Source organism: Rhizobacter sp. OV335, assembly GCF_900142965.1.
GTDB lineage: Bacteria > Pseudomonadota > Gammaproteobacteria > Burkholderiales > Burkholderiaceae_C > Rhizobacter.
This window is the reverse complement of the sequence record NZ_FRCQ01000013.1, coordinates 80773-106114: the sequence shown is the minus strand read 5'-3', so window position 1 is coordinate 106114 and position 25342 is coordinate 80773. Positions and strand designations below refer to the sequence as shown.

The window sequence follows — 25342 nt, the reverse complement described above, 5'->3', positions numbered from 1 at the left end:
CATGGAATTCTTCCGGATCAAGCGCGACATCCCGTTCATGCGGCACGCGCTGGTGTTCAACATCGTGTCGCTGCTGACCTTCCTGGCCGCGGTGTTCTTCCTCGTGACCCGCGGCCTGCACCTGTCGGTCGAGTTCACCGGCGGCACGCTGATCGAGACGGCATATTCGCAGTCGGCCGACATCAACCGGGTGCGCGGCATCGTCGAGACGCTGCAGCTGGGTGAGGCCCAGGTTCAGAACTTCGGCAGCGCGCGCGATGTGCTGATCCGCCTGCCGGTGCGGCCCGACGTCAAGCAGGACGTGGTCGTCGAGCGGGTGTTCGGCGCGCTGTGCACAGCCGAGAAGGGCACGGTCTCGACCAAGCAGTTCGTCAGCGACAAGGGCGAGGCCGTCTCACGGCCGGTCTGCACCGCCGGCGACGCCGAGCCGGTGACGCTGCGCCGCAACGAGTTCGTCGGCCCGCAGGTCGGCCGCGAGCTGGCTGAAGACGGCGCCAAGGCGCTGGTCTTCGTGATCGCCGGGATCATGCTGTACCTCGCCTTCCGCTTCGAGTGGAAGTTCTCGGTCGCCGCGATCGTCGCCAACCTGCACGACGTGATCATCATCCTGGGCTTCTTCGCGTTCTTCCAGTGGGAGTTCAGCCTGTCGGTGCTGGCCGCCGTGCTCGCGGTGCTGGGCTACTCGGTCAACGAATCGGTCGTGATCTTCGACCGGATCCGCGAAGCCTTCCGCAGGTACCGCAAGATGTCGACGCACGAGGTCATCGACCACGCGATCACCAGCACGATGAGCCGCACCATCATCACGCACGGCAGCACGCAGATGATGGTGCTGTCGATGCTGATCTTCGGTGGCCAGACGCTGCATTACTTCGCCGTGGCGCTGACGATCGGCATCCTGTTCGGCATCTACTCGTCGGTTTTCGTCGCCGCTGCCATCGCGATGTGGCTGGGCGTGAAGCGTGAAGACCTGATGAAAGCGACCGCCAAAGAGACCGATCCGGACGACCCGAACGCCGGAGCGGTGGTGTAGAGTAAGGGCTTCCCCCACTCGAGCGCTATCCGACACCTTCATGGCGACCGCCGCCGATTCGTTGGCCCTGGCCGCCCAGGCGCGCCGCTCCTACGTCGAGCGGCTGCTGTACGGCGTGCCGGGCATCGTCCAGGCCGTCGAAGAAGGTGCCCGCTTGCTTGCCGCCCAGACGGCCGAGCACGGCATCCAGTACAAGCGCCGCGACGCCGCGGCCGACCTGCGCCGTGCTGCGCCGCTGTGGGTCAGCGGCATGACGACGGCACTGCGTGCGTCGCTCGGCAGCGGCATGGTGTCGGCATCCCGCCCGGGCGACCTGCCGCCGCCGGGGCGCGCCGCCAGCATGACGCTGGTCGACGACGACACCATCGAGGTCGAGATCCTGAGTTCCCGGCTGGCGCTGGCGATGATGGACAAGTCGTCGTGGGAGTTCACCGACCTGCGCTCGCGCATGTCGGCGATGGAGCGCCGCGACGAGCTCGACACCAACGACGTGCTGCGGCCCCATGTGCTCGCGCGCATCGTCACCGCCGCATGGCGCGGTGCCTCGCTCAACCATGACCTGTGGCGCACGCTGCAAGGCGTGATCCACGAAGAGTTCGCCCATTTCGCCGAAGAGGCGTACCACGAGACCAACCGCTGGCTCGTGCAGAAGGGCGTGCTGCCCGACATCGACCTGCGCCCGTTCATCCGCCGCACGCGCAATTCCCAGAGCGCTGCGGGAGGCGGCTCGGGTGGCGCATCGGCCACCGCCGCGCAGCCGGCCACCGGCTTCGGCCGCACCGGGGTCGGCGAAGAAACCCGCATGATGACCCGGGCCGGCGGCTTTGCCCGCGGGTCGGACCATGCCGAAGCCGTGCTCGGGCGCCTGAACCGGCTGATCGGTCGGCAGCTGCCCGATTTCAGCCGCACGGCGCCGATGAATTCGACCTCGCCCGAGCTGAAGGCCGCGATCTCGGATGCCCAGCAAGGCATCCAGCGGCGGCTGGGTTCGCAAGATTCCCCGCGCACCGGGCCGGGCCAGGTCAGCACGCCGGCCCTGCTCGAAGAGCTGCACCAGCGCAAGCAGGCGCTGAAGAAGGCCGCGTCGACGCCAGTCGAGCGCGCGACGATCGAGATCGTCGCGCTGCTGTTCCAGAGCATCCTGACCGAGGAGCGCATCCCGGCCGTCGTGCGCGTCTGGTTCGCCCGGCTGCAGATGCCGGTGCTGCGCGTCGCCGTCAGCGAGCCCGACTTCTTCGCGACCGTCGACCACCCGGCGCGCCGGCTGATCGACCGCATGGGTGCCTGCGTGATGGGCTTCGACTCCACCAGCCGCGCCGTCGGCGATGCGCTCGAGCGCGAGATCAAGCGCGTCGTGCAGGTCGTCGAGGCCTACCCGGACACCGGGCGCCGCGTGTTCCAGACGGTGCTGACCGAGTTCGAGAAGTTCCTCGAGAACTATTTCCAGAACGAGAACGAAGCGACCCGCAAGGGCGTCTCGCTGGCGCAGCAGGTCGAGCAGCGAGAGACGCTCGCGATCCAGTACACGATCGAGCTGCGCAAGATGCTCAACGAGGTGCCGGTGCAGGAAGGCGTGCGCGACTTCCTGTTCCAGGTCTGGGCCGACGTGATGGCGATGACGGCCGTGAAGAGCGGCGCGCAGGGCCAGGAAACCAAGACGATGAAGCGCGCGGCGGCCGACCTGATCTGGTCGGCGAGCGCGAAGGTCTCGCGCGAGGAGCGCGCCGAGGTGATCCGCCGCCTGCCGCCGCTGCTGAAGACGCTGCGCGAAGGCATGGACCACGCCGGTGTCTCGCCGGAGCGCCAGGACGAACACATCCAGCGGCTGAACAACTCGCTCGCCGCGGCGTTCACCGCGAAGACCGCCGCGATCCCGCAGGAGCGGCTCGAGGAACTGATGGTGCGCCTCGAGACGCTCGAGGAGATGCTGCCCGACTCCGCGGACGTCGACATCGACGAAGCGATGGTGCTCGACCTGTCAGGCCATGAGAGCGCCGAACTCGAGGTGGTCGGCGAAGGCGGTTCGATGCCGACGCCGGCGATGATGACCTGGGCACGCGAACTCCAGGTGGGCGGCTGGTACATGCTCGACTACCGCAACCGCAACGAAGCGGTGCAGTTGGCGTGGCAGGGGCTGCGGCGCCAGCTGGCGTTGTTCGTGTCGCCGCACGGGCGGGGCATCCTGTTCCAGCAGCACCGACTGGCCGCCTTCCTGCAGGCCGGGCTGCTGGTGCCGGCGCAGGACGAATCGCTGACCGTGCGGGCCACCCGCAGCGCACTGGCGAAGCTCGATGTCGATCCGAGCCGGCTGCTGAACTGAGGCTGCCGCCACCCAACAAAAAGGCCACCGCATGCGGTGGCCTTCTGCTTGGTGCGAAGCCGGTGCTCAGTGGATCAGCCGGTCCGCTTCGTCGACGAACAACTCGTCCAGGATCAGCGCATCGGGTTCTTCGCCCAGGCTCCAGAACACCATCAGCACGATGATCTTCAGGTCTTCGAGGTCGACCGGCCCGCCGGAAATCGCCGTGGCACGGTCGATGACCATCTCGCGCATCGGCGGCGGCAGCACGCCGGCGGATTCGAGGAAGCTGACGAAGCCGATCGATGCCTCGCCCAGGTGCTCTTGCTCGGCCGGGGAGTACACGCGCAGGCTGTCGGCGCTCTGCTCGCCGGCATGGGACTGCGCCGCAGTGGCCAGACCGTCGAGCCAGGACAAGGCTTCTTCGATCTCGTCCGACTCGAAGCCCATCGCCGACAGCTTGCGCGTCAACTGGGCGTGGTCGGGACATGCGTCCGGCCGCCAGTAGTTTTCGTACAGGTAGACAAGCACGTCGAACATGAACCCACTATACCGCAGCGTCACTGCTGGATGAGCGGCAAAAAGCCCTGCGTTCGGGGTGGCTCAGGCGGCTGAAACCCTCTGAAACAGCTGCCCCGGAAGGCGGTTGACGCGGCCCTCCAGTTCGAGCTCCAGCAGTCGGATGTTGAGCTGCTGCGCCGACCATCCGGTGCGCGCCACCAGCGCATCCAGGTTGGCCGGCTCGAAGCCGAGGGCAGCCAGCACCGCATCTTCGACGGCATCGTCGGAAGTAGCGTCCGCGTGAGCACCCACCTCGGCATTCGCGCCGGCGGCCGTGTGCAGAGGGAACTGGATCTCCTCCAGCACGTCGGCCGCGCTCTCGACCAGCTTGGCGCCCTGCTTGATGAGGCCGTGGCAACCGCGCGACTGCGGCGAATGGATCGACCCGGGAATCGCGAACACCTCGCGCCCCGCCTCGCTGGCCAGTCGGGCGCTGATCAGCGACCCCGATTGCAGCGCCGCCTCGACGACCAGCGTGCCTCGCGACAGCCCGGCGATGATGCGATTGCGCTGAGGGAAGTTGTGCGGCAGCGGCGGCATGCCGAGCGCGTATTCGCTGAGCATCAGCCCCTCGACGCTGATCCGCTGCGCCAGCGCGGCATGGCGTTTCGGGAAGACCTGGTCCAGGCCGGTGCCGACCACCGCGATGGTGCTCGAAGGCCCCTGCAGCGCGCCTTCGTGCGCCGCGCCGTCGATGCCCTGGGCGAGTCCGGACACGACCGTCATGCCGGCCTCGCCCAACGCGCGCGCAAAGGCCTTCGCATTCGCCAGCCCCTGGGGCGTCGCCTGCCGGCTGCCGACGATGGCCACGCAGGGCGCGGCCAGCAGTTCGATGCGCCCCTCGGCATAGAACATCAACGGCGGGTCGGCGGTCTGCAGCAACGCTGCCGGATAGTGGGGATCGCCCAGCGTGACGATGCGGCGCGGTGCATCGGCCGGGGCCGAGGCAAGCCAGCGCTGCGTGGTGTCCAGCAGATCGGAGAGTTCCGCCGGCACCTCATTCAACGCATCGGCGATGGCCGGCGCGACGACCTGCCGGCGCGCGGCAGATCCCGCCTGCAGCACCGCCTGGGGCGAGCCGAACGCCGCCAGCAGCTTGCGTGCTGCCTCGCGCCCGACGTCGGGAGTTTCGGTCAGCCGAACCCAGGCCGCCCAATCATCGATCGGGGCGGACCCATGGAACGCGGGGGAAGCACCCATGCCGGTCATCCGACCGGCGACTGCCCGACAACAACAACGCGGCAGTCGCGGTCAGCGCAGGGCGTTCAGGGCTGCGTGAAGCGGTCGCCGCGGCGAACCGGTTCCTGCACCGACAGGATCAGCGCGTACGACATGCGGTCGAACACGCGGAAGACAAACAGGAAGCCGTGGCGCTCGTCCGGCAGCTTGATCGCTGGTGAACCTGCTTCGGTCTTGTCGACGGTGCGTGCGCCGTCTTTCCACAGCGCCAGCACGTTGCCCTTCTCGAGCCCGTCGCGTGCGCCCTTGTTCAGCGACACGATCTGGTTCTGGCCGGCTGCCACCGCCTCGCCGTACACCGACACGATCTGCCCGGTGATCGGCGACTGCGGCGCACGCGGCACGTAGTTCTGGAATTCGCGCGGAGGCACCGGCGACAGCTTGTCGCCGACACGCACTTCCTGGCGGATGTTGTTCAGCATGAACGTGTCGGGGACGATGTCGTCGGCCCGCGCGGCGCCGCTGGTGTCGCCTTGGCGGATCAGCTCGCCGGTGCCGAGGTAGAAGGCCTCGTAGCCCAGCACTTCATTGGTGGTCGGGTCGCGCAAAGGCTGCGGCTCGCGGAAGAAGCGGAAGTTGCGCACGCCGCCCAGGTCGCCGCGCACGTAGGCCTTGTCGCCACGGGCCAGCAGCACGCGGCCCTCGGGCGTCGCGACGACGCGCGGCGCCTTTGCGAGTTCGTTCTCGTCGAGGATCAGCGCCTCGTTCAGGAACGGCTCGATCAGGTTCAGCGCGATGGCCGGGATGCCGTCGCGCGACAGATCGCCTTCACGCACGCGCGGCGACAGCTTGACGACGCCGCCCTGCTCGCCGCTGCCGACGCGCAGCCGCGCACGCCCATTGGCCTTGTCGAGGAACAGCACCTGGCCCGGGTAGATCAGGTGGGGATTGCGGATCTGGTCGAGGTTCATGCCCCACAGCTCGGGCCAGCGCCACGGGCTGACGAGGAACATGCTGGAGATGCCCCACAGCGTGTCGCCGGTCTTCACGGTGTACGAATCGGGCGCGTTGGGCGACAGCTCGGACAGTGCGACACCGGCTTCGGCCACCTGCTTGGCGGTGCTGCGCTGCTTGGGCGTGATCGGGAAGTTGCCGGCTTCTGCGTTCGCGGTCGCGGAACCGAAGCAGACGCCCAGCGCAACGGTGATGGCGGCAGCCCGGGGGAACGACAGGGCGATACGGTGGCTTCGGGTCATGAAGGTAAGTCTCCGGGCGCTCAGGCAGCACAATGCTGCGTTGTGCGGTTAACTGAACCGGGCCGCGGCACGACGCCTGCGACTCAGCGAAAATCTTCATTCAGTTTCACAGATTCTGCCCCTAAACCCTTGATATCGCAACGAAATTGACTTCCGGACACACCTCGCGTGCGTCCTGTCACGCCGTCCGGCGTTGCGCGTTTCCCACATGGCCAAGCTCTCGATCCTTCGTTACCCCGATCCCCGCCTGCACACCGTTGCGAAGGCTGTCACGCAAGTGGACGCACGCATCCGACAGCTTGTCGACGACATGCTGGAGACCATGTACCAGGCCGACGGCGTCGGCCTCGCGGCGACGCAGGTCGACGTCCACGAACGGGTGATCGTGATCGACACCTCGGAACGCCGTGACGAACCGCACGTGTTGATCAACCCCGAGCTGACGGCGCTCAGCGACGAGATGCTGACCGGCGACGAAGGCTGCCTGTCGGTGCCGCAGGTCTACGACAAGGTGCCCCGCCACGCGCGCGTCAGCGTGCGCGCGCTGAACCGCGCTGGCGAAAGCGTCGAGTTCGACGCCGAAGGGCTGCTCGCGGTGTGCGTGCAGCACGAGATGGACCACCTGCTCGGCAAGGTGTTCGTCGAGTACCTGAGCCCGCTGAAGCGCGACCGCATCAAGACCAAGATGCTGAAGCGCACGCGCGACGAGCAGCGGCCTTGAGCCGCGCGAACCGATGACTGCGATGCGCGTCGTCTTCGCCGGCACCCCCGAGTTCGCGCAGATCGCGCTGGCCCGATTGCATGCCGCCGGATTCGAGATCCCGCTGGTGCTGACGCAGCCCGACCGCCCGGCCGGCCGCGGCATGAAGCTGCAACCGTCGCCGGTGAAGGCCTTCGCCGAAAGCCACGGCATCGCGGTCGCCCAGCCGCGCAGCCTGCGGCTGGACGGCAAGTACCCCGACGATGCGGCCGCGGCTCGGGCCGCGCTGCAGGCGGCCCGCCCGGACCTGATGGTCGTCGCTGCCTACGGGCTGATCCTGCCGCAGTGGGTGCTCGACCTGCCGGCGCGCGGCTGCCTGAACATCCACGCCTCGCTGTTGCCGCGCTGGCGCGGTGCTGCGCCCATCCACCGCGCGATCGAGGCCGGCGACGCCCAGACCGGCATCACGATCATGCAGATGGACGCCGGGCTCGACACCGGCGACATGCTGCTGGTCGAGACGCTGCCGATCCTGCCGGCCGACACCACCGCCAGCCTGCACGACCGGCTGGCACCGCTCGGCGGGCGCCTGATCGTCGAGGCGCTCGAGCTGGCCACCTGCGGCGGCATGCCGCGCACGCCGCAGCCGGCCGAGGGCGTCAGCTATGCGCACAAGATCGACAAGGCGGAGGCGGCCGTCGACTGGGCGCTGCCCGCCGACCAGCTCGAGCGCCGGCTGCGCGCCTTCGACCCGTTCCCCGGCGCCACCGGCCTGCTGGACGGCGAGACCGTGAAGCTCTGGCGCGGCGAGGTTCGTGCCGGCAGCGGCCAGCCCGGCCGCGTGCTGGCCAGCGGCGCCGAGGGCCTGGAGGTCGCGTGCGGCACCGGCTCGCTGCTGCTGACCGAGCTGCAGCGCCCCGGCGGCAAGCGGCTGGCGGCCTCGGCCTGGCTGCAGTCGCGGCCGGTCGCCCCCGGCAGCGCCTTCGGGCACATCGATTGAACTTGGGGCAGCGGACCTCATCTGAGGCCCTGTAGCAAGAGAAAGGGTTTCCCCATGTTCAACCTGTTGAAGACCGCGGTGCTGATGGCTGCCATCACGGCGCTGTTCATGGCCATCGGCGCGATGATCGGCGGCCGCGCCGGCATGATGATCGCGCTGGTCGTGGCCGTCGGCATGAACTTCTTCAGCTACTGGTTCTCCGACAAGATGGTGCTGCGCATGTACAACGCGCAGGAGGTCGACGAGACCTCGGCGCCGCAGTTCTACCGGATGGTGCGCGAGCTCGCGCAGCGTGCGCAGCTGCCGATGCCGCGCGTCTACCTGATCAACGAAGACGCACCGAACGCCTTCGCGACCGGCCGCAACCCGGAGCACGCCGCGGTGGCGGCCACCACCGGCATCCTGCGCGTGCTGAGCGAGCGCGAGCTGCGCGGCGTGATGGCCCATGAACTCGCCCACGTGCGCCACCGCGACATCCTGATCAGCACCGTCAGCGCGACGATGGCCGGCGCGATCTCGATGCTCGCGAACTTCGCGATGTTCTTCGGCGGACGCGACAGCGAAGGCCGGCCGCACAACCCGATCGTCGGGCTGCTGGTGATGCTGCTCGCGCCGCTGGCGGCGAGCCTGATCCAGATGGCGATCAGCCGGGCCCGCGAGTTCGAGGCCGACCGCGGCGGTGCCGAGATCTCCGGCGACCCGCAGGCGCTGGCGAGCGCGCTGCAGAAGATCCACCGCTACGCGCAAGGCACGCCGCTCGAGGCCGCCGAGCGCCACCCGGAGACGGCGCAGATGATGATCATGAACCCGCTGTCCGGCGGCGGGCTGCGGGGGCTGTTCTCGACCCATCCGTCGACCGAAGAACGCGTCGCACGCCTGATGGCGATGCGGCCCGCCTGAGCCGCATCGCCAAAGCCCCGAACTGGCCCCTCTTCGAGGGGCTTTTTCACGCCTGCCCCGGCCGCGAAGCAGCGGACACTGCGACCACAGACCCGTCCTCCGACCACTGCCCGCCATGCCACGCCACCTGATCTCCGCGCTCCTGCTCAGCACCGCCGCCCTCGCCGGCTGCGACATGCTGGGCGTCGATTCGGCCGAGAAGCTGGCCGCGGCGCGCGAGGCCGATGGCCGCGCGATCGGCGGCGCGTGCCGTCACGCCAACCGGGCCATCGAGGACTGCTACACGCTGAACAAGAAGGCCGACAAGGCCTCGGTGTTCGCCGGCTGGCGCGACATGAACGACTACATGCGCGAGAACAAGATCGAGCCGGTGGTGCCGCAGATCGCAGGCGGTGCCAAGGCGGAGAGCAAGGCAGACACCAAGGCCGAGATGCGCGCCGACGTGAAAGCCGAGGCCAAGGCCGCCCCCGAAGGCGAGGCCCCGGCCGAGGCGGCCGCTCCTGCTCCCGAGAAGCGGCCGGCGAAGGCGTCGGGCACGAAGCCCGCCAAGCACAGCGACACCTGACAGCGGGATAACCCGCATGCGGTGACAATGCCCGCATGAGTTCCTCGCTGCGCGCCCTCGTCCGCCACCCCCAGTTCGCCACCGGCGCGCGCGAGATGTCCGGCGTCAGCCTGGGCATCGCCGCCTGGGGCCTGGTGACCGGTGTCGCGATGGTGAAGGCCGGCCTCTCGATCCCGCTGTCGCTGCTGATGACCTTCGCGGTGTTCGCCGGCAGCGCACAGCTCGCGGCGATTCCGCTGATGGGCGCCGGCTCGCCGGCCTGGGTGATCTGGGCCACTGCGCTGTGCGTGAACCTGCGCTTCGTGATCTTCAGCGCCCACTGGCGGCCCTTCTTCATGCGCTTCCCGCGCGGCCAGCGGATGCTGTTCGGCTACCTGACGGCCGACCTGAACTACGTGCTCTTCATGAAGAAGTTCAAGGAGCCGAGCGACGACGAGGGCCAGATCGAATACTTCCTCGGCAGCAGCTTCATGAGCTGGGTGGCCTGGCAGGCGCCGTCGGTGCTCGGCATCGTGCTGGCCGACGTGGTGCCGACGCACTGGGGCCTCGGTTTCGCCGGCGTGCTGGCGCTGCTGGGGCTGGGCTACTCGCTGCTGTCCGACAAGGCGACCAGCTTCGCGGCGGTCGTGGCCGGCGCGGCCGCGGTGGCCGCCTTCGCGTTGCCGTACCGGCTCAACATCGTGGTCGCGATCGCCGCCGCGGTGTGCGTCGGGCTGATGATCGACGGCGGCGGCGATGCGGGGCGTCGCGTGCTCGCGTCGCTGATGCGCACGAAGCCGCGCGATGGAGTCACCGGATGAGCGAACTCGAATCACTGATCACGATCATCGGCCTGACGGTGATCACCGTCGTCACGCGCTGCTTCTTCCTGATCCCCGAGCGCGAGCTGCGCCTGCCGGGCTGGGTGCAGCGCGGCCTGCGCTACGCCCCGCTGGCCGCGCTGGCGGCCGTCGTCGTGCCGGAACTGCTGATGAGCCAGGGCCAGCTGATCAGCACCTGGCAGGACGCCCGCCTGTACGCCGTGCCGGCCGCCACGGCGTATTTCTTCTGGCGCCGCGGCATCCTCGGCACCATCGTCGTCGGCATGGCCGTGCTGGTGCCGCTGAAACTGCTGCTGGGCTGGTAGGGTTGACGGACCCCATTGGCGCTGGCGTTGGAATGCCCGGCTGGTGTCCAATGGATCTCGGAACCGCTTCGTAACTTTTGCGCCCGCGGCATCCCTAGAATTCCCCCTCTAAACTTTGGCCGCCCATGAACGTTCTCCGTTTTGAAGACCTTGCAGCCCAAGGCAAAGCTGCAGGCCAGCGCGTGTTCATCCGCGCCGACCTCAATGTGCCGCTGGACGCCACCGGCCGCATCACCGAAGACACCCGCATCCGCGCCTCGGTGCCCTGCATCGAACTGGCCCTGAAGGCCGGCGCCGCCGTGATGGTCACCTCGCACCTGGGCCGCCCGACCGAGGGCGAGTTCAAGCCCGAGGATTCGCTGGCCCCGGTCGCGAAGCGCCTGGGCGAGCTGCTCGGCCGCGAGGTGCCGGTGATCGCGAACTGGGTCGATGGTGTGCAGGTCGCGCCCGGCCAGGTGGTGCTGCTCGAGAACTGCCGCGTCAACAAGGGCGAGAAGAAGAACAGCGAGGAACTCTCGCGCAAGATGGCCGCGCTGTGCGACATCTTCGTGCACGACGCCTTCGGCACCGCGCACCGCGCCGAGGCCTCGACCTACGGCATCGCGCAGTTCGCGAAGATCGCCTGCGCCGGCCCGCTGCTGGCCGCCGAGATCGACGCGATCACGAAGGCGCTGGCCAATCCGAAGCGGCCGCTGGTGGCGATCGTCGCCGGCAGCAAGGTCAGTACCAAGCTGACGATCCTGCAATCGCTGGCGAAGAACGTCGACCAGTTGATCGTCGGCGGCGGCATCGCCAACACCTTCCTGCTGGCCGCCGGGCTGCCGATCGGCAAGTCGCTGGTCGAGGCCGACCTGGTCGGCGAGGCCAAGGCGGTGATCGAGGCGATGAAGGCGCGCGGCGCCGCGGTGCCGATCCCGACCGACGTCGTCACCGCGAAGGCCTTCGCGGCCGATGCGCCGGCCACCGTGAAGGCGGCCTCGGCCGTCGAGCCGGACGACCTGATCCTCGACATCGGTCCCGAGACCTCGGCGAAGCTCGCGGCCCAGCTGAAGGCCGCCGGCACCATCGTCTGGAACGGCCCGGTCGGCGTGTTCGAGTTCGATGCGTTCGCGCACGGCACCGAGACGCTGGCGCGCGCGATCGCCGACTCCGATGCGTTCAGCATCGCCGGCGGCGGCGACACGCTGGCCGCGATCGCGAAGTACGGCATCGAGAAGGATGTCGGCTACATCTCCACGGGCGGCGGCGCCTTCCTGGAAGTGCTGGAAGGCAAAACGCTTCCGGCTTTCGAGATCCTTCAGCGCCGTGCCCAGGGCTGACCGTTCCGGCCGCGCGCCGGCCCACCCCGTGCCGGCACCCCTGATTGCAGCACCTACAACGACAAGACCGGAGACACCCACCATGCCACGCGCCACCAAGATCGTCGCCACCCTCGGCCCCGCTTCCAGTTCGCCGGAGGTGCTGGCTCAGATGATCCGCGCCGGCGTCGACGTGGTGCGGCTCAACTTCTCGCACGGCAAGGCGCAGGACCACATCGACCGCGCCGCCCTGGTGCGCGAGGTCGCCCGCGCCGCCGGCAAGGAAGTGGCCATCATGGCCGACCTGCAAGGCCCGAAGATCCGTGTCGGCAAGTTCGAAGGCGGCAAGACGATGCTCGAGCAGGGCCAGAAGTTCGTGCTCGATGCCAGCAGCACCGCGCTCGGTACCAACGAGATGGTGAGCCTCGACTACAAGGAACTGCCGCGCGACGTGAAGCCCGGCGACACGCTGCTGCTGAACGACGGCCTGCTGAAGCTGACGGTCGACGCGGTGCGCGGCGACCAGGTGCACACCACCGTGGTGATCGGTGGCGAGCTGTCCAACAACAAGGGCATCAACAAGGCAGGCGGCGGCCTGACCGCCCCGGCGCTGACCGCCAAGGACATGGAGGACATCAAGACCGCGATGAGCTTCCAGTGCGAGTACCTGGCGGTGAGCTTCCCGAAGAACGCGACCGACATGGAGATGGCGCGCCAGCTGGCCAACGTGGCCGGCGAGCCGTGGCGCCACAAGCCGGCGCTGATCGCGAAGATCGAGCGCACCGAGGCCATCCCCGCGCTCGAGAGCATCCTGCGCGCGAGCGACGGCATCATGGTCGCCCGCGGCGACCTCGCGGTCGAGGTCGGCAATGCCGCGGTGCCGGCGCTGCAGAAGCGCATGATCAAGATGGCGCGCGAGATGGACCGCGTGGTCATCACCGCGACGCAGATGATGGAGTCGATGATCGTCAACCCGGTGCCCACGCGCGCCGAGGTGAGCGACGTGGCCAACGCGGTGCTCGACGGCACCGACGCGGTGATGCTGAGCGCCGAGACGGCTGCCGGCAAGTACCCGGTCGAGACGATCGAGATGATGTCCACCATCTGCATCGAGGCCGAGCGCGCCGAGGAGATCTCGCTGGACGCCGGCTTCACGAACAAGAAGTTCGGCCGCATCGACCAGTCGATCGCGATGGGCGCGCTGTTCACCGCGTACCACCTGGGCTGCAAGGCGATCCTCGCGCTGACCGAATCCGGCTCCACGTCGCTGTGGATGAGCCGCCACAAGATCCACGTGCCGATCTACGGGCTGACCTCGCAGGTGGTCACGCAGCGCAAGATGATGCTGTACCGCAACGTGCGCCCGCTGCTGATGCCGAACTTCAGCGACCGCGACGAGGCGCTGAAGCGCGCCGAGTTGCTGCTGGTCGAGAAGGGCGTGCTGAAGCCGGGCGACACCTACGCGATCACCTGCGGCGAGCCGATGGGCTACCCGGGCGGCACCAACATGCTGAAGGTGTGCCGCGTCGGCTGAACGACCTCCGTTCGGGCTGAGCTTGTCGAAGCCGGCCACAATCATGGGATGACGCTCGCCCTTTCCGACATCCGTGCCGCCGCCGAGCGCCTGCACGGCCAGGTCCTCGACACCCCCTGCGTGCCCTCGCGAACCCTCTCCGCCATCGCCGGCTGCGAGGTGTTCCTGAAGTTCGAGAACCTGCAGTTCACCGCCTCCTTCAAGGAACGCGGCGCCCTCAACAAGATCGCCCAGCTGAGCGACATCGAGCGCGCGCGCGGCGTGCTCGCCGTCTCGGCCGGCAACCATGCGCAGGGCGTCGCGTACCACGCGCAGCGCCTGGGCATTCCCGCCACCATCGTGATGCCGCGCTTCGCGCCGGCCGTGAAGGTCGAGCGCACGCGCGGCTTCGGTGCCACCGTCGTGCTCGAAGGCGACACCTTCGACGATGCGCGCGCACACGGCCTGCGCCTCGCGCAAGAGCGCGGCCTGACGCTGGTGCACCCCTACGACGACCTCGATGTCGCGGCCGGCCAGGGCACGATCGCGCTCGAGATGCTGGCGCAGCAGCCGGGCCTCGACACGCTGGTGGTCGCGATCGGCGGCGGCGGCATGATCGGCGGCGTCGCGAGCGCCGCCAAGGCGCTGAAGCCGGGCATCCAGGTGATCGGCGTGCAGACCGAGCGCTTCCCCGCGGTCTGGAACGTCGTGCACAACCAGCAGCGCGAGAGCGCGCAGGCCACCATCGCGGACGGCATCGGCGTCAAGGTGCCCGGGGTGCTGACCGCGCCGCTGATCAAGCAGCATGTCGATGACGTGCTGCTGGTCGGCGAGGACGACATCGAGCAGGCGATCCTGATGCTGCTGGAGATCGAGAAGACGGTGGTCGAGGGCGCCGGCGCCGTCGGCCTCGCGGCGCTGATGAAGCACCGCGCGCGCTTCGCCGGGCGCAAGGTCGGGCTGATCCTCTCCGGCGGCAACATCGAGCCGCTGGTGCTGGGCGAGATCATCCAGCGCGGCATGGTGAAGTCGGGCCGGCTGGCGCGCCTGCGCATGGACGTGCGCGACGTGCCCGGTGCGCTGGCCGACGTCGCGACGCTGCTCGGCAAGCTGGGCGCCAACATCGACGAGGTGCAGCACCAGCGGGCGTTCAGCTCGCTGTCGGTGGAGCGCGCGGAGATCGAGGTGGTGGTGCACACGCGCGGCGTGGCCCACATCGAGGAGATCCTGGCCGCGATGCGAGCCCAGGGCTACCGCGCAGAAAGAATCGGCTAGCGGCGGATGCTGCCGACCATCGCTGCCACCGCCGGCAGCATGTTGATCGGCACCAGCTCCAGCGCGTCCTGCTCCGAGGCCAGCACGCGGAACAGTTCGTCCGCGAAGCTGTGCCCGACGCTGGTCACGCCGCTGAAATCGACCTCGGCGCGGCGGAACTGGTTCAGGCGGGCGCCGACGCGGCGCGCCTGGGCCCGCGACTCCAGCCCCGACTGCGTCGTCGTCAGCAGGCGCAGCGGCACCACGGTGCGCTCGAAGTCGTAGCCGGCACCATCGGCACTGTGCGCCTGCAGCACCTGCTCCAGCGTGCGCGTGCTGTCCAGCGCGAACGCCACGTAGATCGAGGTGCCCTGGTGCTTCAGCGGCTTGCCTTCGCGCCAGCGGCCGGCTTCCCAGCCGCGGTGCTGGAAGGCCGATTCATTCGCATGCAGGTCGAACACGTCGGCCAGCTTCGACGTGAAGAAAAGCCCGCGGCCGCAATGGCGGTCCGGCGCGCTGGTCAGCTTGCCCTTGCTGAGTTCGAGCATCGCGAGGTGCGGCTCGTCGAGCGCGAAGGATTCGTTGATCTTGTCGAACAGGCCGCGGCCGTCGTCCGACACCAGCAGCTGCGCATGGCTGGCGGTCTGGCGCATCGACACCGTGACGCTGTGGCCGGCGCTGTGGTCGATCGCGTTGTTCAGCAGCTCGGTGAAGGCGTGGTGCACCATGCGGCGCACGCCATCCGGCAACTCGAAACAGGGCGCGAAATCGCGCGACCACGGCAGGTCCTCGCCGAGCCCGGCCAGCGTGTAGCGCTGCACCACCTGGCGCATCGTGCCCGGCCGGTACAGCGGGCGCGAGGCGCTGCCTTCGCGAACCAGCCATTTCATCTCGGCCAGCCGGCGCAGCGCCTTGTTGGCGGTCGCGCGCGACACGCCAGCCCGCTGCGCCACCTGCGACGCGAGGTCTTGCGGCTGTTGATGGGCCGCCGCGGTGATCCACAGCGTGAGTGCATTCAGGTCGAGTCGGGCCATGACGGGTCTCCCTCCAGCGGGACAGTCGGTTGTTGCCATCAGTGTCCCGCGCAGGTCGGACGACTTGAGCGCGAAAAGCGGCGGGAACACCCGCCATTTCCGCCCCCCGGGCTCGGGGGGAAGGCATGGAGGCCACGGGGTTTTCCCGTGGAAGGCCTCAGTACAATGCCGAGAGTTACAGCGCGGTTTCATGCCGCCTGAAGGGTTTCTTCACTTCCAGGACATCGCCATGCCACTCGTTTCGATGCGTCAGCTGCTGGACCATGCCGCCGAGAACGGCTACGGAATTCCGGCCTTCAACGTCAACAACCTCGAGCAGGTGCAGGCCGTGATGAGCGCCGCCGACGAGGTCGGCGCCCCGGTCATCCTGCAGGCCAGCGCCGGTGCCCGCAAGTACGCCGGCGAGCCGTTCATCAAGCACCTGATCCTCGCGGCGGTCGAAAGTTACCCCCGGGTTCCCTTGGTGATGCACCAGGACCACGGCCAGAACCCGGACGTCTGCCAGGGCGCGATCAACCTGGGCTTCAGCTCGGTGATGATGGACGGCTCGCTGCAGGCCGACGGCAAGACCATCGCCAGCTACGACTACAACGTCGACGTGACGCGCAAGGTGGTCGACATCGCGCACCGGGTCGGCGTCACGGTCGAGGGTGAACTGGGCGTGCTCGGCTCGCTCGAGACGATGAAGGGCGACAAGGAAGACGGCCACGGCACCGACGCGACGATGACGATGGACCAGCTGCTGACCGACCCGGAGCAGGCCGCCGACTTCGTCAAGCGCACCCAGCTCGACGCGCTGGCGATCGCGATCGGCACCAGCCACGGCGCCTACAAGTTCACCCGCAAGCCCACCGGCGATATCCTCGCGATCAGCCGCATCAAGGAAATCCACGCCCGCATCCCGAACACCCATTTGGTGATGCACGGCAGCTCGAGCGTGCCGCAGGAGCTGCTGGCGGCGATCCGCGAGTTCGGCGGCGACATGAAGGAAACCTACGGCGTGCCGGTCAGCGAGATCCAGGAAGCCATCAAGCACGGCGTGCGCAAGATCAACATCGACACCGACATCCGCCTGGCGATGACGGCGGCGATCCGCAAGTTCTTCATGCAGAACCCCGAGAAGTTCGACCCGCGCGAGTACCTGAAGCCGGCGCGCGAGGCGGCCAAGGCGATCTGCAAGCAGCGCTACCTGGAGTTCGGCTGCGAGGGGCAATCGGGCAAGATCAAGGCGCAGAGCCTGGAGCACGTGGCTCAGCGGTACGCGAAGGGCGAGCTGGCGCAGATGGTGGTCTGACACCGCATCCCCAGTGTTGATGAAGCCCGGCCACGCCGGGCTTCGCCGTTCGTGGCTCACTACAATCCGGCGCTTCAGCTCCTGCGCCGGATTTCCATGAACGCCGTCCTCAATTCGACCCTCAGCTCCCTGCCGCTGCTCGCGCGCGGCAAGGTTCGCGACAACTACGCCGTCGGCACCGATCGCATCCTGATGCTCGCGAGCGACCGGCTCAGCGCCTTCGACGTGATCATGGGCGAGCCGATCCCCGGCAAGGGCGAGCTGCTGACGCAGATGGCGCTGTTCTGGTTCGCGCACCTCGAAGGCATCATCCCGAACCACCTGACCGGCGACGACCCCGAGAGCGTCGTCACCGCCGCCGAACGGCCGCAGGTGCGCGGCCGCTCGATGCTGGTCAAGCGCCTGAAGCCGCTGCCGGTCGAGGCCGTCGTGCGCGGCTACCTGGCCGGCAGCGGCTGGGCCGAGTACCAGCAGAGCCAGTCGGTGTGCGGCGTCGCGCTGCCGCCGGGGCTGAAGAACGCGAGCCCGCTGCCGGCACCGATCTTCACGCCGGCCACCAAGGCCGAGATGGGCGACCACGACGAGAACATCTCGTTCGACCGGATGGCGCAGATCATCGGCGCCGACCTCGCCGCCCGCGTGCGCGACACCGCGATCCAGCTCTACACCCGCGCCGCCGGCATCGCGCTGAAGAAGGGCATCATCATCGCCGACACCAAGTTCGAGTTCGGCCTCGACGGCGACGGCACGCTGACGCTGATGGACGAGGTGCTGACGCCCGATTCGTCGCGCTTCTGGCCGGTCGAGGGCTACGACGCCGCCTTCCGCGAAGGCCGCAACCCGCCGAGCTACGACAAGCAGTTCGTGCGCGACTGGCTGGAGCAGGCCCGCGTCGACGGCCAGCCCTGGGGCAAGCGTGCACCGGCTCCGGCCCTGCCCGCCGAAGTGGTCGAGAAGACCGCCGCCAAGTACCGCGAAGCCCTGCAACGCCTGACCTCCTGAGCGCCATGCAGTCTCGCCTGCTGAAGCAGCTCGACGCCGCCATCGATTCCGCCGGCAGCCCGGTCAAGGCCGATTGCCTGCGCGCCGAACGCGCCTGCCTGATGGCGCGCCACGGCCACTTCGACGACGCGCGCAAGACGCTCACCGGCCTGCAGCAGCAGTACGCGCGGCAACCGAACATGGTGCTGAGCGCGTGGATCAGCCTGGCCGAAGGGCTGATCGCGCACTACGGCAAGCTCGGCTCGGCCGAGGCGATCGACAAGATCCACCGCGCCTACGCGATGAGCGGCGCCGCGCGCGAGCCGGCACTGCACGCGCTGTGCTGCGCCTGGCTCGCCCACCTCGACTACGTGAAGCACGACTTCGTGTCGATGGCGCGCCGCGTCGCCGAGACGCTGAAGCTCGCCGACGCCAAGCACCATGCGGCCCATTCGCGCATCAGCCTGGTGATCGCGCAGACCTACCACTTCGCCGGCCGCTACGAACTCGCCCAGCCCTGGTACGCGCTGACCCGCCAGCACGGCACGGCCGAGGGCGACGAAGCGACGCTTGCCGCGCTGCTGGCCAACATGGCCTGGCTGAACACCAGCCAGGCGCGCCAGAACGTGCTGAGCGGCCCCGGCGAGGCGCAGGCCACGCGGCAGGCGCTGCTCGGTGCCGAGTCGTCGCAGAACTTCGATGCGCTGGTCGGCACCGCGGCGCTCGAAGCGCTGGCGCCGGTCCTGCGGGCGCAACTGCTGTCGCTGCAGGGGCGGCATGCCGATGCCCTGCCGCTGTACGAGCAGCACCTCGACCATGCGTTGACGCAGGGCGCGGCCCACATGGCGAACTGGCTGCGCGCCGACCTGGCGTGGTGCCGGGTCCAGCTGAAGCAGCTCGACCAGGCGCGCGAGGATGCGCAGGCGGCCGAGGCCGCGAACCGCTCCGACTGCGACCTCGACGACCGGGCCGCGACGCACAGCCGGCTGGCGCAGGTTTATGCAGCGATGGGCCAGCAAGATGCCGCGAAGAAGCACTCGCAGCAGGCCGAGGCCGCATGGCGCGCCTTCGCCGACGAGCAGGCGGAAGTGCTGCGCCTGCTCGACGCAGCGCTCAAATAGCCCGGATCAGAACAGCGCCATGCTCAGCTTGCGCCGGTACTGGTCGATGACCGGATCGGCCGGCGCGGTGTTGACCTTGCCGGTGAGCTCCAGCGCGCCCTTCGGCGCCGCGGCTTCGGCCTTGGGTGCCGGCTTGCTCATCAGCTCGAGGATCGCGACGTAGGTCTTGCGCGCCAGCTCGCCGTTCCAGGCCTTGTCGCGCATCACGATCTCGAGCAGCTCATCCATCGCCTGCGTGAAGCGCTGCGCCGCGAAGTGGGTCTGCGCGAGCTCGAAGCGGGCGTCGAAATCGCGCTTGCTGGCGGCGATCGCCGCGGCCAGCTGCTCCGGGCTGCGCGCCGATGCGGCCTTCTCGCAGGCCGCCAGCCAATGGCCGGCCGCCGCCAGCCGCGCATCCAGCATCACCTTGCTCGCGACCGGGTCGAACGCCCGGCGCGCATCGTCGACCCGCCCGACCGTCAGCAGCGCGCGCAGGTAGTCGTAGCGCGCCACGTCATTGGCCGGATCGATCGCGACCGCTTCCTGCAGGCGCTCCAGCGCGCTGTCGGCATCGCCCTCGGCCAGCAGCTCTTCGGCAGCGGCCACGTCTTCATCGGCCGCCACTTCCTCGGCGCTCGGCACGTGCCGGTCGAGAAACTCGCGCACCTGCGCCTCGGGCAGCGCGCCGACGAAGCCGTCGACCGGCTGGCCGCCCTTGAAGAGCACGCAGAACGGGATGCTGCGCACGCCGAACATCTGCGACAGCTGGCCGGAGATCTCGGGCTGCTCGTCGGCATTCAGCTTGGCCAGCTTGAAGCGCCCGGCATAGGCGACCTCGATCTTCTCGAGCACCGGCGTCAGCGCCTTGCAGGGACCGCACCACGGCGCCCAGATGTCCAGCAGCACCGGCTGCTCGACCGAGGCGTTGATCAGGTCGGTTTCGAAGTTCTGAATCGTGATGTCCATCGTGTTCCGGCAATGGCAGGCGATGCTGCAATGAGGTCGATCAGTCAGATGGGCCGCGCCGCCTACAATTCAAGGTTGTTCAGCCCTTGGAGCGAGCCGTGAGCAGCGCCCCCGTGGTTGGCGTGGTGATGGGTTCCAGCAGCGACTGGGAGACCCTGCGCCTCGCGACCGAGATTCTCGCCGAGTTCGGCGTGCCCTACGAGGCGCGCGTGGTCTCTGCCCACCGCATGCCCGACGACATGTTCGCCTACGCCGAATCGGCCGCCCCGCGCGGCCTGCGCGCGATCATCGCCGGCGCCGGCGGGGCCGCCCACCTGCCCGGCATGCTGGCCGCCAAGACCACCGTGCCGGTGCTCGGCGTGCCGGTCGCGAGCCGCCACCTGCAGGGCGTCGATTCGCTGCATTCCATCGTGCAGATGCCCAAGGGCATTCCGGTCGCGACCTTCGCGATCGGCAGCGCCGGCGCGGCCAATGCCGCGTTGTTCGCCGTCGCGATGCTGGCCTGCGACCAGCCCGCGCTGCGCGCCCAGCTCGAGGCCTACCGTGCGCGCCAGACCGAGGTCGCCCGCGCCATGAGTGCCGACCTGAAATGATCCTGCGCTTCATTCCCCCCGGCCAGACGCTCGGCGTGATGGGCGGCGGCCAGCTCGGCCGCATGTTCGTGCATGCCGCGCAGCAGATGGGCTATGCCACCGCGGTGCTCGACCCCGACGCCGCGAGCCCGGCCGGCCTGGTCGCGCACCACCATGTGCAGGCCGACTACCTCGACTCGACCGGCCTCACGCAGCTCGCCGCGATCAGCGCGGCCATCACCACCGAATTCGAGAACGTGCCGGCCGCCGCGCTGCGCACGCTGGCCGCGATGCGGCCGGTGGCGCCGTCCGGCGATGCGGTCGCGGTATGCCAGGACCGCGCCGCCGAGAAGGCGCACTTCGGCCGCTGCAACGTGCCGTGTGCCCCCTTCGTGCTGATCGAGACTCCCGCCCAGCTCGACGCTGTCGACGCCGCGCTGCTGCCCGGCATCCTGAAGACCGCCCGCCTCGGCTACGACGGCAAGGGCCAGGTGCGCGTGGCCGACCGCGCCGCGCTCGCCGCCGCCTGGGACATGCTGAAGCAGGTGCCCTGCGTGCTCGAGCAGATGCTGCCGCTGGCCTACGAGGTGAGCGTGATCGTCGCGCGCGGCGCCGACGGCGCCAGCGTGCACTTCCCGCTGCAGCAGAACCTGCACCGCGACGGCATCCTCGCGGTGACCCGCGTGCCCTCGCCCGACGTGACGCCCGACGTGCAGCAGCAGGCCATCGCGCATGCCGGCCGCATCGCCGCGACGCTCGGCTACGTCGGCGTGCTGTGCGTCGAGTTCTTCGTGCTGAAGGATGGCCGGCTGGTCGCCAACGAGATGGCGCCGCGGCCGCACAACTCCGGCCACTACACGCTCGACGCCTGCGACCAGTCGCAGTTCGACCTGCAGGTGCGCACGCTGGCCGGCGCCCCGCTGGCCGCGCCGCGCCTGCACTCGCCGGCGGTGATGCTGAACCTGCTGGGCGACCTGTGGTTCCGCGATGGTGAAACCGAAACCCCGGCGGAGCCCGACTGGGCCGCGGTGCTCGCGCTGCCGGGCGCCCACCTGCACCTCTACGGCAAGGCCAGCGCCCGCCCGGGCCGCAAGATGGGCCACCTGACGGTCACCGCCGCGACGGCCGAGTTGGCCAATGCGGTCGCGCTGCAGGCCGCCGAGCACCTGGGCCTCGCGGCCTGGTGAGCGCTTGAGCCGAGGACCTGCCGTGCTGCTCGATGCCCGCGATCCCGCCGGTGCGGACACCGCCCAGGCCGTGGCCCGGGCCGCCCGCGCGCTGGCCGACGGCGAGCTGGTCGGCATGCCGACCGAGACCGTTTACGGCCTGGCCGCCCGTGCCGACGACGACGCCGCGGTCGCGAAGATCTTCGCCGCCAAGGGCCGGCCGGCCGACCACCCGCTGATCGTCCACGTGCCCGACGTCGGCTCGGCCCAGGTGTTCGCGGCCGACTGGCCGGCCGTCGCGCAGCAGATGGCGGCCCGCTTCTGGCCCGGCCCGCTGACGCTGATCGTGCCGCGCGCACCCGGCATCGCCGGCGCATCGGCCGGCGGCCAGGACAGCATCGGGCTGCGCTGCCCGTCGCACCCGGTCGCCCAGGCGCTGCTGCGCGAGGCCAAGGCGCTGGGCGTGCCGGGCGTCGCGGCGCCGAGCGCGAACCGCTTCGGGCGCATCAGCCCGACGCGCGCCGCCCACGTGGTCGACGAATTCGGCGACGCGCTGCTGGTGCTCGACGGCGGCGATTGCGAGGTCGGCATCGAATCGAGCATCGTCGACTGCTCGCGCGGCCGGCCGGTGCTGCTGCGCCCCGGCGTGCTGACGCGCCGGCAGCTCGAAGCCGCCGCCGGCCAGCCGCTGGCCGACCGCGACGATGCCGCGCCGCGCGCTTCCGGCACGCTGGAAGCCCACTACGCGCCGCGCGCCAAGCTGCGGCTGATGCCCGGCCCGATGCTGAATACGGCGTTGCAGATGCTCGAAGGCTCGACATTGAAGCTGGCGGTATATTCGCGGACCGTGCCCGCCAAGGCGGTGCGCGGGCTGCGCCACCGCGCGATGCCGTCGCAGGCATCGCAGGCGGCACACGAACTTTTTTCCGCGCTGCGCGAACTCGATGCCGAGGGCGTGCATCTGATCTGGGTGGAAGAGCCGCCCGCCGAGCCCGAATGGGACGGCGTGCGCGACCGCCTGCAACGGGCTGCCGCCGCCTGACTTCCTCCCCTTACCGTTTCCCGTCTGGAGTGTTCATGATTTTCAAGGCTGATCCGAAGCAAAACGGCTGGGTGCGCATCGGCGCAGCACTGCTGGCGGCCACGCTGCTGGCGTCGTGCGGCGGCGGCACGCAGGTCGAGAGCTTCTCGCCGCGCCGCCTGATCGCGTTCGGCGACGACGCCAGCGTGATGACCACTGTTACCAGCGCCAAGTACAGCGTCAACGCGGTGCTCTACGACGAGACCACCAACCCGCACACGCCGAAAACCGACCTGGACTGCAACAACAACCCGATCTGGATCCAGAACGTGGCCGGCACCTTCCGCCTGATCTTCGCGGAGTGCAACGTCAACAATGCCCCGGTCACCGCGCACACGCTGGCGACGGCGGGCGCCACCGTCAGCGACGTCGCGTCGCAGATCACGCAGTTCACCTCCGGCGACTCGCTGTCGGCCACCGACCTCGTCACCGTGATGGCCGGCGCCAACGACATCATCGCGCTGTACCAGCAGTACCCCGGCCAGAGCACGACCGACCTGCAGGCAGCCGCTGCCGCGGCCGGCACGGCACTGGGCGCGCAGATCATCCGGCTGGCCGATCTCGGCGCGAAGATCATCGTGTCGACTGCGCCCGACCAGGGCCTCACGCCGTATGCCGGCGCCCAGGACCTGAACGATCCGGGACGCGGCGCGTTCCTGTCTTCGCTCAGCTTCCAGTTCAACGCCGCGCTGCGGCTGAAGCTCGAAGACGTGAAGGAAGGCGGCAAGTCGGTCGGCCTGGTGGTGTTCGACGAGCGCCTGCAGGACATGGTGCGCAACTACCCGGGCTACGGGCTGGTGAACATCACCGACGGCTCCTGCCTCGCCAGCGCCCCGCTGCCGACCTGCACCGTGTCGACGCTGAAGAAGGTGCCGGAATCGGGCGCCGCCGACGCGACCGCCTACGGCTGGCTGTGGGCCGACCCCCTGCACTTCGGCCCGGCCGCCCAGGCCCAGCTCGGGGCGATGGCGGCCAGCCGCGCCGTCAACAACCCGTTCTGACACTGCCAGACATGGAAACCTACGGGGTCAGCGTGTCGTTGAGCACCCACTGGGTCATCGCGTCGAGCGCCGGGCGGGCAGCGTTGGCGTTGGGGTGGTTGATGATCACCACCACCACGTAGCGCCGGCCGCTGTTGCCCAGCACATAGCCGGCGATGCCGGCCACATCCTTCAGCGAGCCGGTCTTCAGGTGCGCCCGCCCCAAGGGCGCACGCGAGCGCTTCATCGTGCCGTCGAGCCCGCTGACCGGCAGCGAGCTCATCAGCTCCGGCATCACCGGCCCGGCCCAGTCGGCCTGCAGCACGCGGCCGAGCAACTGGGCGGTGACGCGCGAATCGCGCGACAGCCCCGAACCGTTGTCGACCACGACCGACGGCGCCGCATCCGGATACCGCTCGGCCACCCACTGGCGCAGCACCTCGCGCGCGAGTTCCGGGGAGCCGAGGCCGCGCTGCGTCAGCCCGAGCGTCAGGAACAGCTGCTGCGCCATCACGTTGTTGCTGAACTTGTTGATGTCGCGGATCACCTCGGCCAGCGGCGGCGACACCAGCTCGAAGCTCGGCGGCGTCGACGGCGCCGTGCCATCGCGCACCTTGCCGCCCAGCTTGCCGCCCATCTCGCTCCACAGGCCGCGCAGCAGCCGTTCGCTGTAGCGCTGCGGCTCGGGCCACGCGATCGACCACGACTTCTCGCCGCACAGCTTGCGGAACCCGCCGGCCACCTTCAGCTTCGCCGGATCGGCGACGTCGAGCATCAGCGGGGCCCGCCAGTCGTCGCACGGACCGGCGATCAGCGGCACGCTGTCGTCGAGCTGCAGCCCGGACAGCGGCACGTCGGCGGTGATGCGGGCGACGCCGGCCAGCGCGTCGGGCGCGAAGGTGAGCGTCAGCGACTTGTAGTTCAGCATTAGCGCATCGGGCTGCACGTTGTACGGCCGCAGCGGATCGCCGTCGAAATCGCCCGGGTTCTGCAGCGCCGGGCGGAACGCGCTGCGGTCGAGCACGATGTCGCCGCGGATCTCGTGCACGCCGAGCTGCTGCACGCGGCGCAGCATCATCCACAGCCGCTCGGGCACGAGCTTCGGGTCGCCGGTGCCGCGGATCACGAGATCGCCGTCGAGCACGCCGTTCGGTCCCGGCCTGCGCACCGTGCCCTGCAGCCAGACCGGCGTCGACCAGCTCCAGGCCGGGCCCAGCAGCTCGAGTGCGGCCGAGGTGGTCAGCAGCTTCATCAGCGACGCCGGGTTGACCGACTGGCGCGCCTGCCAGTCGAGCCGCGGCGCGCTCGCGCCGACCTCCTGCACCCAGGCGACCATCGCCTCGCGCGGCACCTTGGCGGCGTCGAGCGCGACCTCGGCCTCGATCGGCAGCGGGACGGCCCATGCCGGCATCCCGGCCCACAGACCGATCGCGCCCCACAGGATGCGTCTCCCTAGATACCCCATCACCTGATGATCGCACGCA

Annotated in this window: 24 protein-coding genes; 18 read left to right on the top strand and 6 right to left on the bottom strand. The window is 69.4% G+C overall.

Annotation, left to right across the window (positions count from 1 at the left end; genetic code table 11):
* Position 1 precedes the first annotated feature (1 nt).
* Both secF and BUE42_RS15450 read left to right on the top strand, forming a co-directional pair.
* Positions 2 to 1033, top strand: coding sequence for a protein translocase subunit SecF (gene secF / locus BUE42_RS15455; RefSeq protein ID WP_073466000.1), 1032 nt, complete (start codon positions 2 to 4; stop codon positions 1031 to 1033).
* 40 nt (positions 1034 to 1073) lie between these two features.
* Positions 1074 to 3353, top strand: a complete 2280-nt coding sequence (locus BUE42_RS15450) for a DUF1631 family protein (RefSeq protein ID WP_073465999.1) — start codon at positions 1074 to 1076, stop codon at positions 3351 to 3353.
* A 66-nt stretch (positions 3354 to 3419) separates the two neighbouring features.
* Here the strand turns inward: BUE42_RS15450 and BUE42_RS15445 are convergent, their stop codons facing one another.
* The 3 genes from BUE42_RS15445 to BUE42_RS15435 all read right to left on the bottom strand — a co-directional run bounded on the left by BUE42_RS15445 (position 3420) and on the right by BUE42_RS15435 (position 6328).
* Positions 3420 to 3872, bottom strand: a complete 453-nt coding sequence (locus BUE42_RS15445; RefSeq protein ID WP_073465998.1) for a Smg family protein — start codon at positions 3870 to 3872, stop codon at positions 3420 to 3422.
* Between the two features lie 63 nt (positions 3873 to 3935).
* Positions 3936 to 5093: a DNA-processing protein DprA gene (dprA, locus tag BUE42_RS15440; protein WP_073466069.1), complete on the bottom strand. Its 1158-nt coding sequence runs from the start codon at positions 5091 to 5093 to the stop codon at positions 3936 to 3938.
* Positions 5094 to 5158: 65 nt separating this feature from the next.
* Positions 5159 to 6328: a LysM peptidoglycan-binding domain-containing protein gene (locus BUE42_RS15435; protein WP_073465997.1), complete on the bottom strand. Its 1170-nt coding sequence runs from the start codon at positions 6326 to 6328 to the stop codon at positions 5159 to 5161.
* Between the two features lie 208 nt (positions 6329 to 6536).
* Between BUE42_RS15435 and def the strand changes: the two genes are divergently transcribed.
* From def to BUE42_RS15390, 9 genes are all read left to right on the top strand, one after another.
* Complete coding sequence (gene def, locus BUE42_RS15430; protein WP_073465996.1) at positions 6537 to 7049, top strand: peptide deformylase; 513 nt, start codon at positions 6537 to 6539, stop codon at positions 7047 to 7049.
* Positions 7050 to 7071: 22 nt separating this feature from the next.
* Complete coding sequence (gene fmt / locus BUE42_RS15425) at positions 7072 to 8028, top strand: methionyl-tRNA formyltransferase (protein ID WP_073465995.1); 957 nt, start codon at positions 7072 to 7074, stop codon at positions 8026 to 8028.
* A gap of 54 nt (positions 8029 to 8082) precedes the next feature.
* Positions 8083 to 8928 (top strand): zinc metalloprotease HtpX, encoded by an 846-nt coding sequence (htpX, locus tag BUE42_RS15420; RefSeq protein WP_073465994.1) that lies wholly within the window; start codon positions 8083 to 8085, stop codon positions 8926 to 8928.
* Positions 8929 to 9043: 115 nt separating this feature from the next.
* Positions 9044 to 9493: a hypothetical protein gene (locus tag BUE42_RS34295; RefSeq protein WP_073465993.1), complete on the top strand. Its 450-nt coding sequence runs from the start codon at positions 9044 to 9046 to the stop codon at positions 9491 to 9493.
* A gap of 35 nt (positions 9494 to 9528) precedes the next feature.
* Positions 9529 to 10293: an AzlC family ABC transporter permease gene (locus tag BUE42_RS15410; RefSeq protein WP_073465992.1), complete on the top strand. Its 765-nt coding sequence runs from the start codon at positions 9529 to 9531 to the stop codon at positions 10291 to 10293.
* Positions 10290 to 10619, top strand: coding sequence for an AzlD domain-containing protein (locus tag BUE42_RS15405; RefSeq protein ID WP_073465991.1), 330 nt, complete (start codon positions 10290 to 10292; stop codon positions 10617 to 10619). The genes BUE42_RS15410 and BUE42_RS15405 overlap by 4 nt, the downstream gene beginning before the upstream one ends.
* A gap of 125 nt (positions 10620 to 10744) precedes the next feature.
* A complete protein-coding gene (locus tag BUE42_RS15400; protein WP_073465990.1) occupies positions 10745 to 11938 on the top strand; it encodes a phosphoglycerate kinase in 1194 nt (397 codons plus the stop codon).
* A gap of 82 nt (positions 11939 to 12020) precedes the next feature.
* Positions 12021 to 13451 (top strand): pyruvate kinase, encoded by a 1431-nt coding sequence (gene pyk / locus BUE42_RS15395; RefSeq protein WP_073465989.1) that lies wholly within the window; start codon positions 12021 to 12023, stop codon positions 13449 to 13451.
* Positions 13452 to 13499: 48 nt separating this feature from the next.
* Positions 13500 to 14705: a threonine ammonia-lyase gene (locus BUE42_RS15390; RefSeq protein WP_073465988.1), complete on the top strand. Its 1206-nt coding sequence runs from the start codon at positions 13500 to 13502 to the stop codon at positions 14703 to 14705.
* On the opposite strand, the gene BUE42_RS15385 is transcribed toward BUE42_RS15390, so the two are convergent.
* The gene (locus BUE42_RS15385; protein WP_073465987.1) at positions 14702 to 15718 is read right to left on the bottom strand and encodes an ATP-binding protein; all 1017 of its coding nucleotides are present in this window, start codon (positions 15716 to 15718) and stop codon (positions 14702 to 14704) included. The genes BUE42_RS15390 and BUE42_RS15385 overlap by 4 nt on opposite strands.
* 229 nt (positions 15719 to 15947) lie before the next feature.
* Here BUE42_RS15385 and fba point away from each other — a divergent pair, with 229 nt between their 5' ends.
* From fba to BUE42_RS15370, 3 genes are all read left to right on the top strand, one after another.
* Positions 15948 to 17012 (top strand): class II fructose-bisphosphate aldolase, encoded by a 1065-nt coding sequence (gene fba, locus BUE42_RS15380; RefSeq protein WP_073465986.1) that lies wholly within the window; start codon positions 15948 to 15950, stop codon positions 17010 to 17012.
* A gap of 96 nt (positions 17013 to 17108) precedes the next feature.
* Entirely contained in the window at positions 17109 to 18014 is a 906-nt protein-coding gene (locus BUE42_RS15375) for a phosphoribosylaminoimidazolesuccinocarboxamide synthase (protein WP_143171525.1), read from the top strand.
* 5 nt (positions 18015 to 18019) lie between these two features.
* Positions 18020 to 19114, top strand: coding sequence for a tetratricopeptide repeat protein (locus BUE42_RS15370; RefSeq protein WP_073465985.1), 1095 nt, complete (start codon positions 18020 to 18022; stop codon positions 19112 to 19114).
* Between the two features lie 6 nt (positions 19115 to 19120).
* On the opposite strand, the gene BUE42_RS15365 is transcribed toward BUE42_RS15370, so the two are convergent.
* A complete protein-coding gene (locus tag BUE42_RS15365) occupies positions 19121 to 20059 on the bottom strand; it encodes a tetratricopeptide repeat protein (RefSeq protein ID WP_073465984.1) in 939 nt (312 codons plus the stop codon).
* Positions 20060 to 20187: 128 nt separating this feature from the next.
* On the opposite strand from BUE42_RS15365, the gene purE reads away from it, so the two are divergent.
* Genes purE through BUE42_RS15345 form a run of 4 tightly spaced genes read left to right on the top strand, consistent with a single transcriptional unit; the run spans position 20188 to position 23879 of the window.
* The gene (purE, locus tag BUE42_RS15360; protein WP_073466067.1) at positions 20188 to 20652 is read left to right on the top strand and encodes a 5-(carboxyamino)imidazole ribonucleotide mutase; all 465 of its coding nucleotides are present in this window, start codon (positions 20188 to 20190) and stop codon (positions 20650 to 20652) included.
* The gene (locus BUE42_RS15355) at positions 20649 to 21818 is read left to right on the top strand and encodes a 5-(carboxyamino)imidazole ribonucleotide synthase (RefSeq protein WP_073465983.1); all 1170 of its coding nucleotides are present in this window, start codon (positions 20649 to 20651) and stop codon (positions 21816 to 21818) included. Before purE ends, BUE42_RS15355 begins: the two co-directional genes overlap by 4 nt.
* Before the next feature lie 22 nt (positions 21819 to 21840).
* Positions 21841 to 22839, top strand: coding sequence for an L-threonylcarbamoyladenylate synthase (locus tag BUE42_RS15350; RefSeq protein WP_073465982.1), 999 nt, complete (start codon positions 21841 to 21843; stop codon positions 22837 to 22839).
* A 35-nt stretch (positions 22840 to 22874) separates the two neighbouring features.
* The gene (locus tag BUE42_RS15345; RefSeq protein WP_073465981.1) at positions 22875 to 23879 is read left to right on the top strand and encodes an SGNH/GDSL hydrolase family protein; all 1005 of its coding nucleotides are present in this window, start codon (positions 22875 to 22877) and stop codon (positions 23877 to 23879) included.
* Positions 23880 to 23898: 19 nt separating this feature from the next.
* Here BUE42_RS15345 and dacB read toward each other — a convergent pair whose 3' ends face one another.
* On the bottom strand, positions 23899 to 25269 hold the full coding sequence (dacB, locus tag BUE42_RS15340; protein ID WP_235002376.1) for a D-alanyl-D-alanine carboxypeptidase/D-alanyl-D-alanine endopeptidase: 1371 nt from the start codon (positions 25267 to 25269) through the stop codon (positions 23899 to 23901).
* Between the last annotated feature and the right edge of the window lie 73 nt (positions 25270 to 25342).

Bases quoted from the DNA above. Each gene is read 5' to 3' on its own strand.
- secF (WP_073466000.1), top strand. From the start codon at position 2: ATGGAATTCTTCCGGATCAAGCGCGACATCCCGTTCATGCGGCACGCG.
- BUE42_RS15450 (WP_073465999.1), top strand. From the start codon at position 1,074: ATGGCGACCGCCGCCGATTCGTTGGCCCTGGCCGCCCAGGCGCGCCGC.
- BUE42_RS15445 (WP_073465998.1), bottom strand. From the start codon at position 3,872: ATGTTCGACGTGCTTGTCTACCTGTACGAAAACTACTGGCGGCCGGAC.
- dprA (WP_073466069.1), bottom strand. From the start codon at position 5,093: ATGGGTGCTTCCCCCGCGTTCCATGGGTCCGCCCCGATCGATGATTGG.
- BUE42_RS15435 (WP_073465997.1), bottom strand. From the start codon at position 6,328: ATGACCCGAAGCCACCGTATCGCCCTGTCGTTCCCCCGGGCTGCCGCC.
- def (WP_073465996.1), top strand. From the start codon at position 6,537: ATGGCCAAGCTCTCGATCCTTCGTTACCCCGATCCCCGCCTGCACACC.
- fmt (WP_073465995.1), top strand. From the start codon at position 7,072: ATGCGCGTCGTCTTCGCCGGCACCCCCGAGTTCGCGCAGATCGCGCTG.
- htpX (WP_073465994.1), top strand. From the start codon at position 8,083: ATGTTCAACCTGTTGAAGACCGCGGTGCTGATGGCTGCCATCACGGCG.
- BUE42_RS34295 (WP_073465993.1), top strand. From the start codon at position 9,044: ATGCCACGCCACCTGATCTCCGCGCTCCTGCTCAGCACCGCCGCCCTC.
- BUE42_RS15410 (WP_073465992.1), top strand. From the start codon at position 9,529: ATGAGTTCCTCGCTGCGCGCCCTCGTCCGCCACCCCCAGTTCGCCACC.
- BUE42_RS15405 (WP_073465991.1), top strand. From the start codon at position 10,290: ATGAGCGAACTCGAATCACTGATCACGATCATCGGCCTGACGGTGATC.
- BUE42_RS15400 (WP_073465990.1), top strand. From the start codon at position 10,745: ATGAACGTTCTCCGTTTTGAAGACCTTGCAGCCCAAGGCAAAGCTGCA.
- pyk (WP_073465989.1), top strand. From the start codon at position 12,021: ATGCCACGCGCCACCAAGATCGTCGCCACCCTCGGCCCCGCTTCCAGT.
- BUE42_RS15390 (WP_073465988.1), top strand. From the start codon at position 13,500: ATGACGCTCGCCCTTTCCGACATCCGTGCCGCCGCCGAGCGCCTGCAC.
- BUE42_RS15385 (WP_073465987.1), bottom strand. From the start codon at position 15,718: ATGGCCCGACTCGACCTGAATGCACTCACGCTGTGGATCACCGCGGCG.
- fba (WP_073465986.1), top strand. From the start codon at position 15,948: ATGCCACTCGTTTCGATGCGTCAGCTGCTGGACCATGCCGCCGAGAAC.
- BUE42_RS15375 (WP_143171525.1), top strand. From the start codon at position 17,109: ATGAACGCCGTCCTCAATTCGACCCTCAGCTCCCTGCCGCTGCTCGCG.
- BUE42_RS15370 (WP_073465985.1), top strand. From the start codon at position 18,020: ATGCAGTCTCGCCTGCTGAAGCAGCTCGACGCCGCCATCGATTCCGCC.
- BUE42_RS15365 (WP_073465984.1), bottom strand. From the start codon at position 20,059: ATGGACATCACGATTCAGAACTTCGAAACCGACCTGATCAACGCCTCG.
- purE (WP_073466067.1), top strand. From the start codon at position 20,188: ATGGGTTCCAGCAGCGACTGGGAGACCCTGCGCCTCGCGACCGAGATT.
- BUE42_RS15355 (WP_073465983.1), top strand. From the start codon at position 20,649: ATGATCCTGCGCTTCATTCCCCCCGGCCAGACGCTCGGCGTGATGGGC.
- BUE42_RS15345 (WP_073465981.1), top strand. From the start codon at position 22,875: ATGATTTTCAAGGCTGATCCGAAGCAAAACGGCTGGGTGCGCATCGGC.
- dacB (WP_235002376.1), bottom strand. From the start codon at position 25,269: ATGCCGGCATGGGCCGTCCCGCTGCCGATCGAGGCCGAGGTCGCGCTC.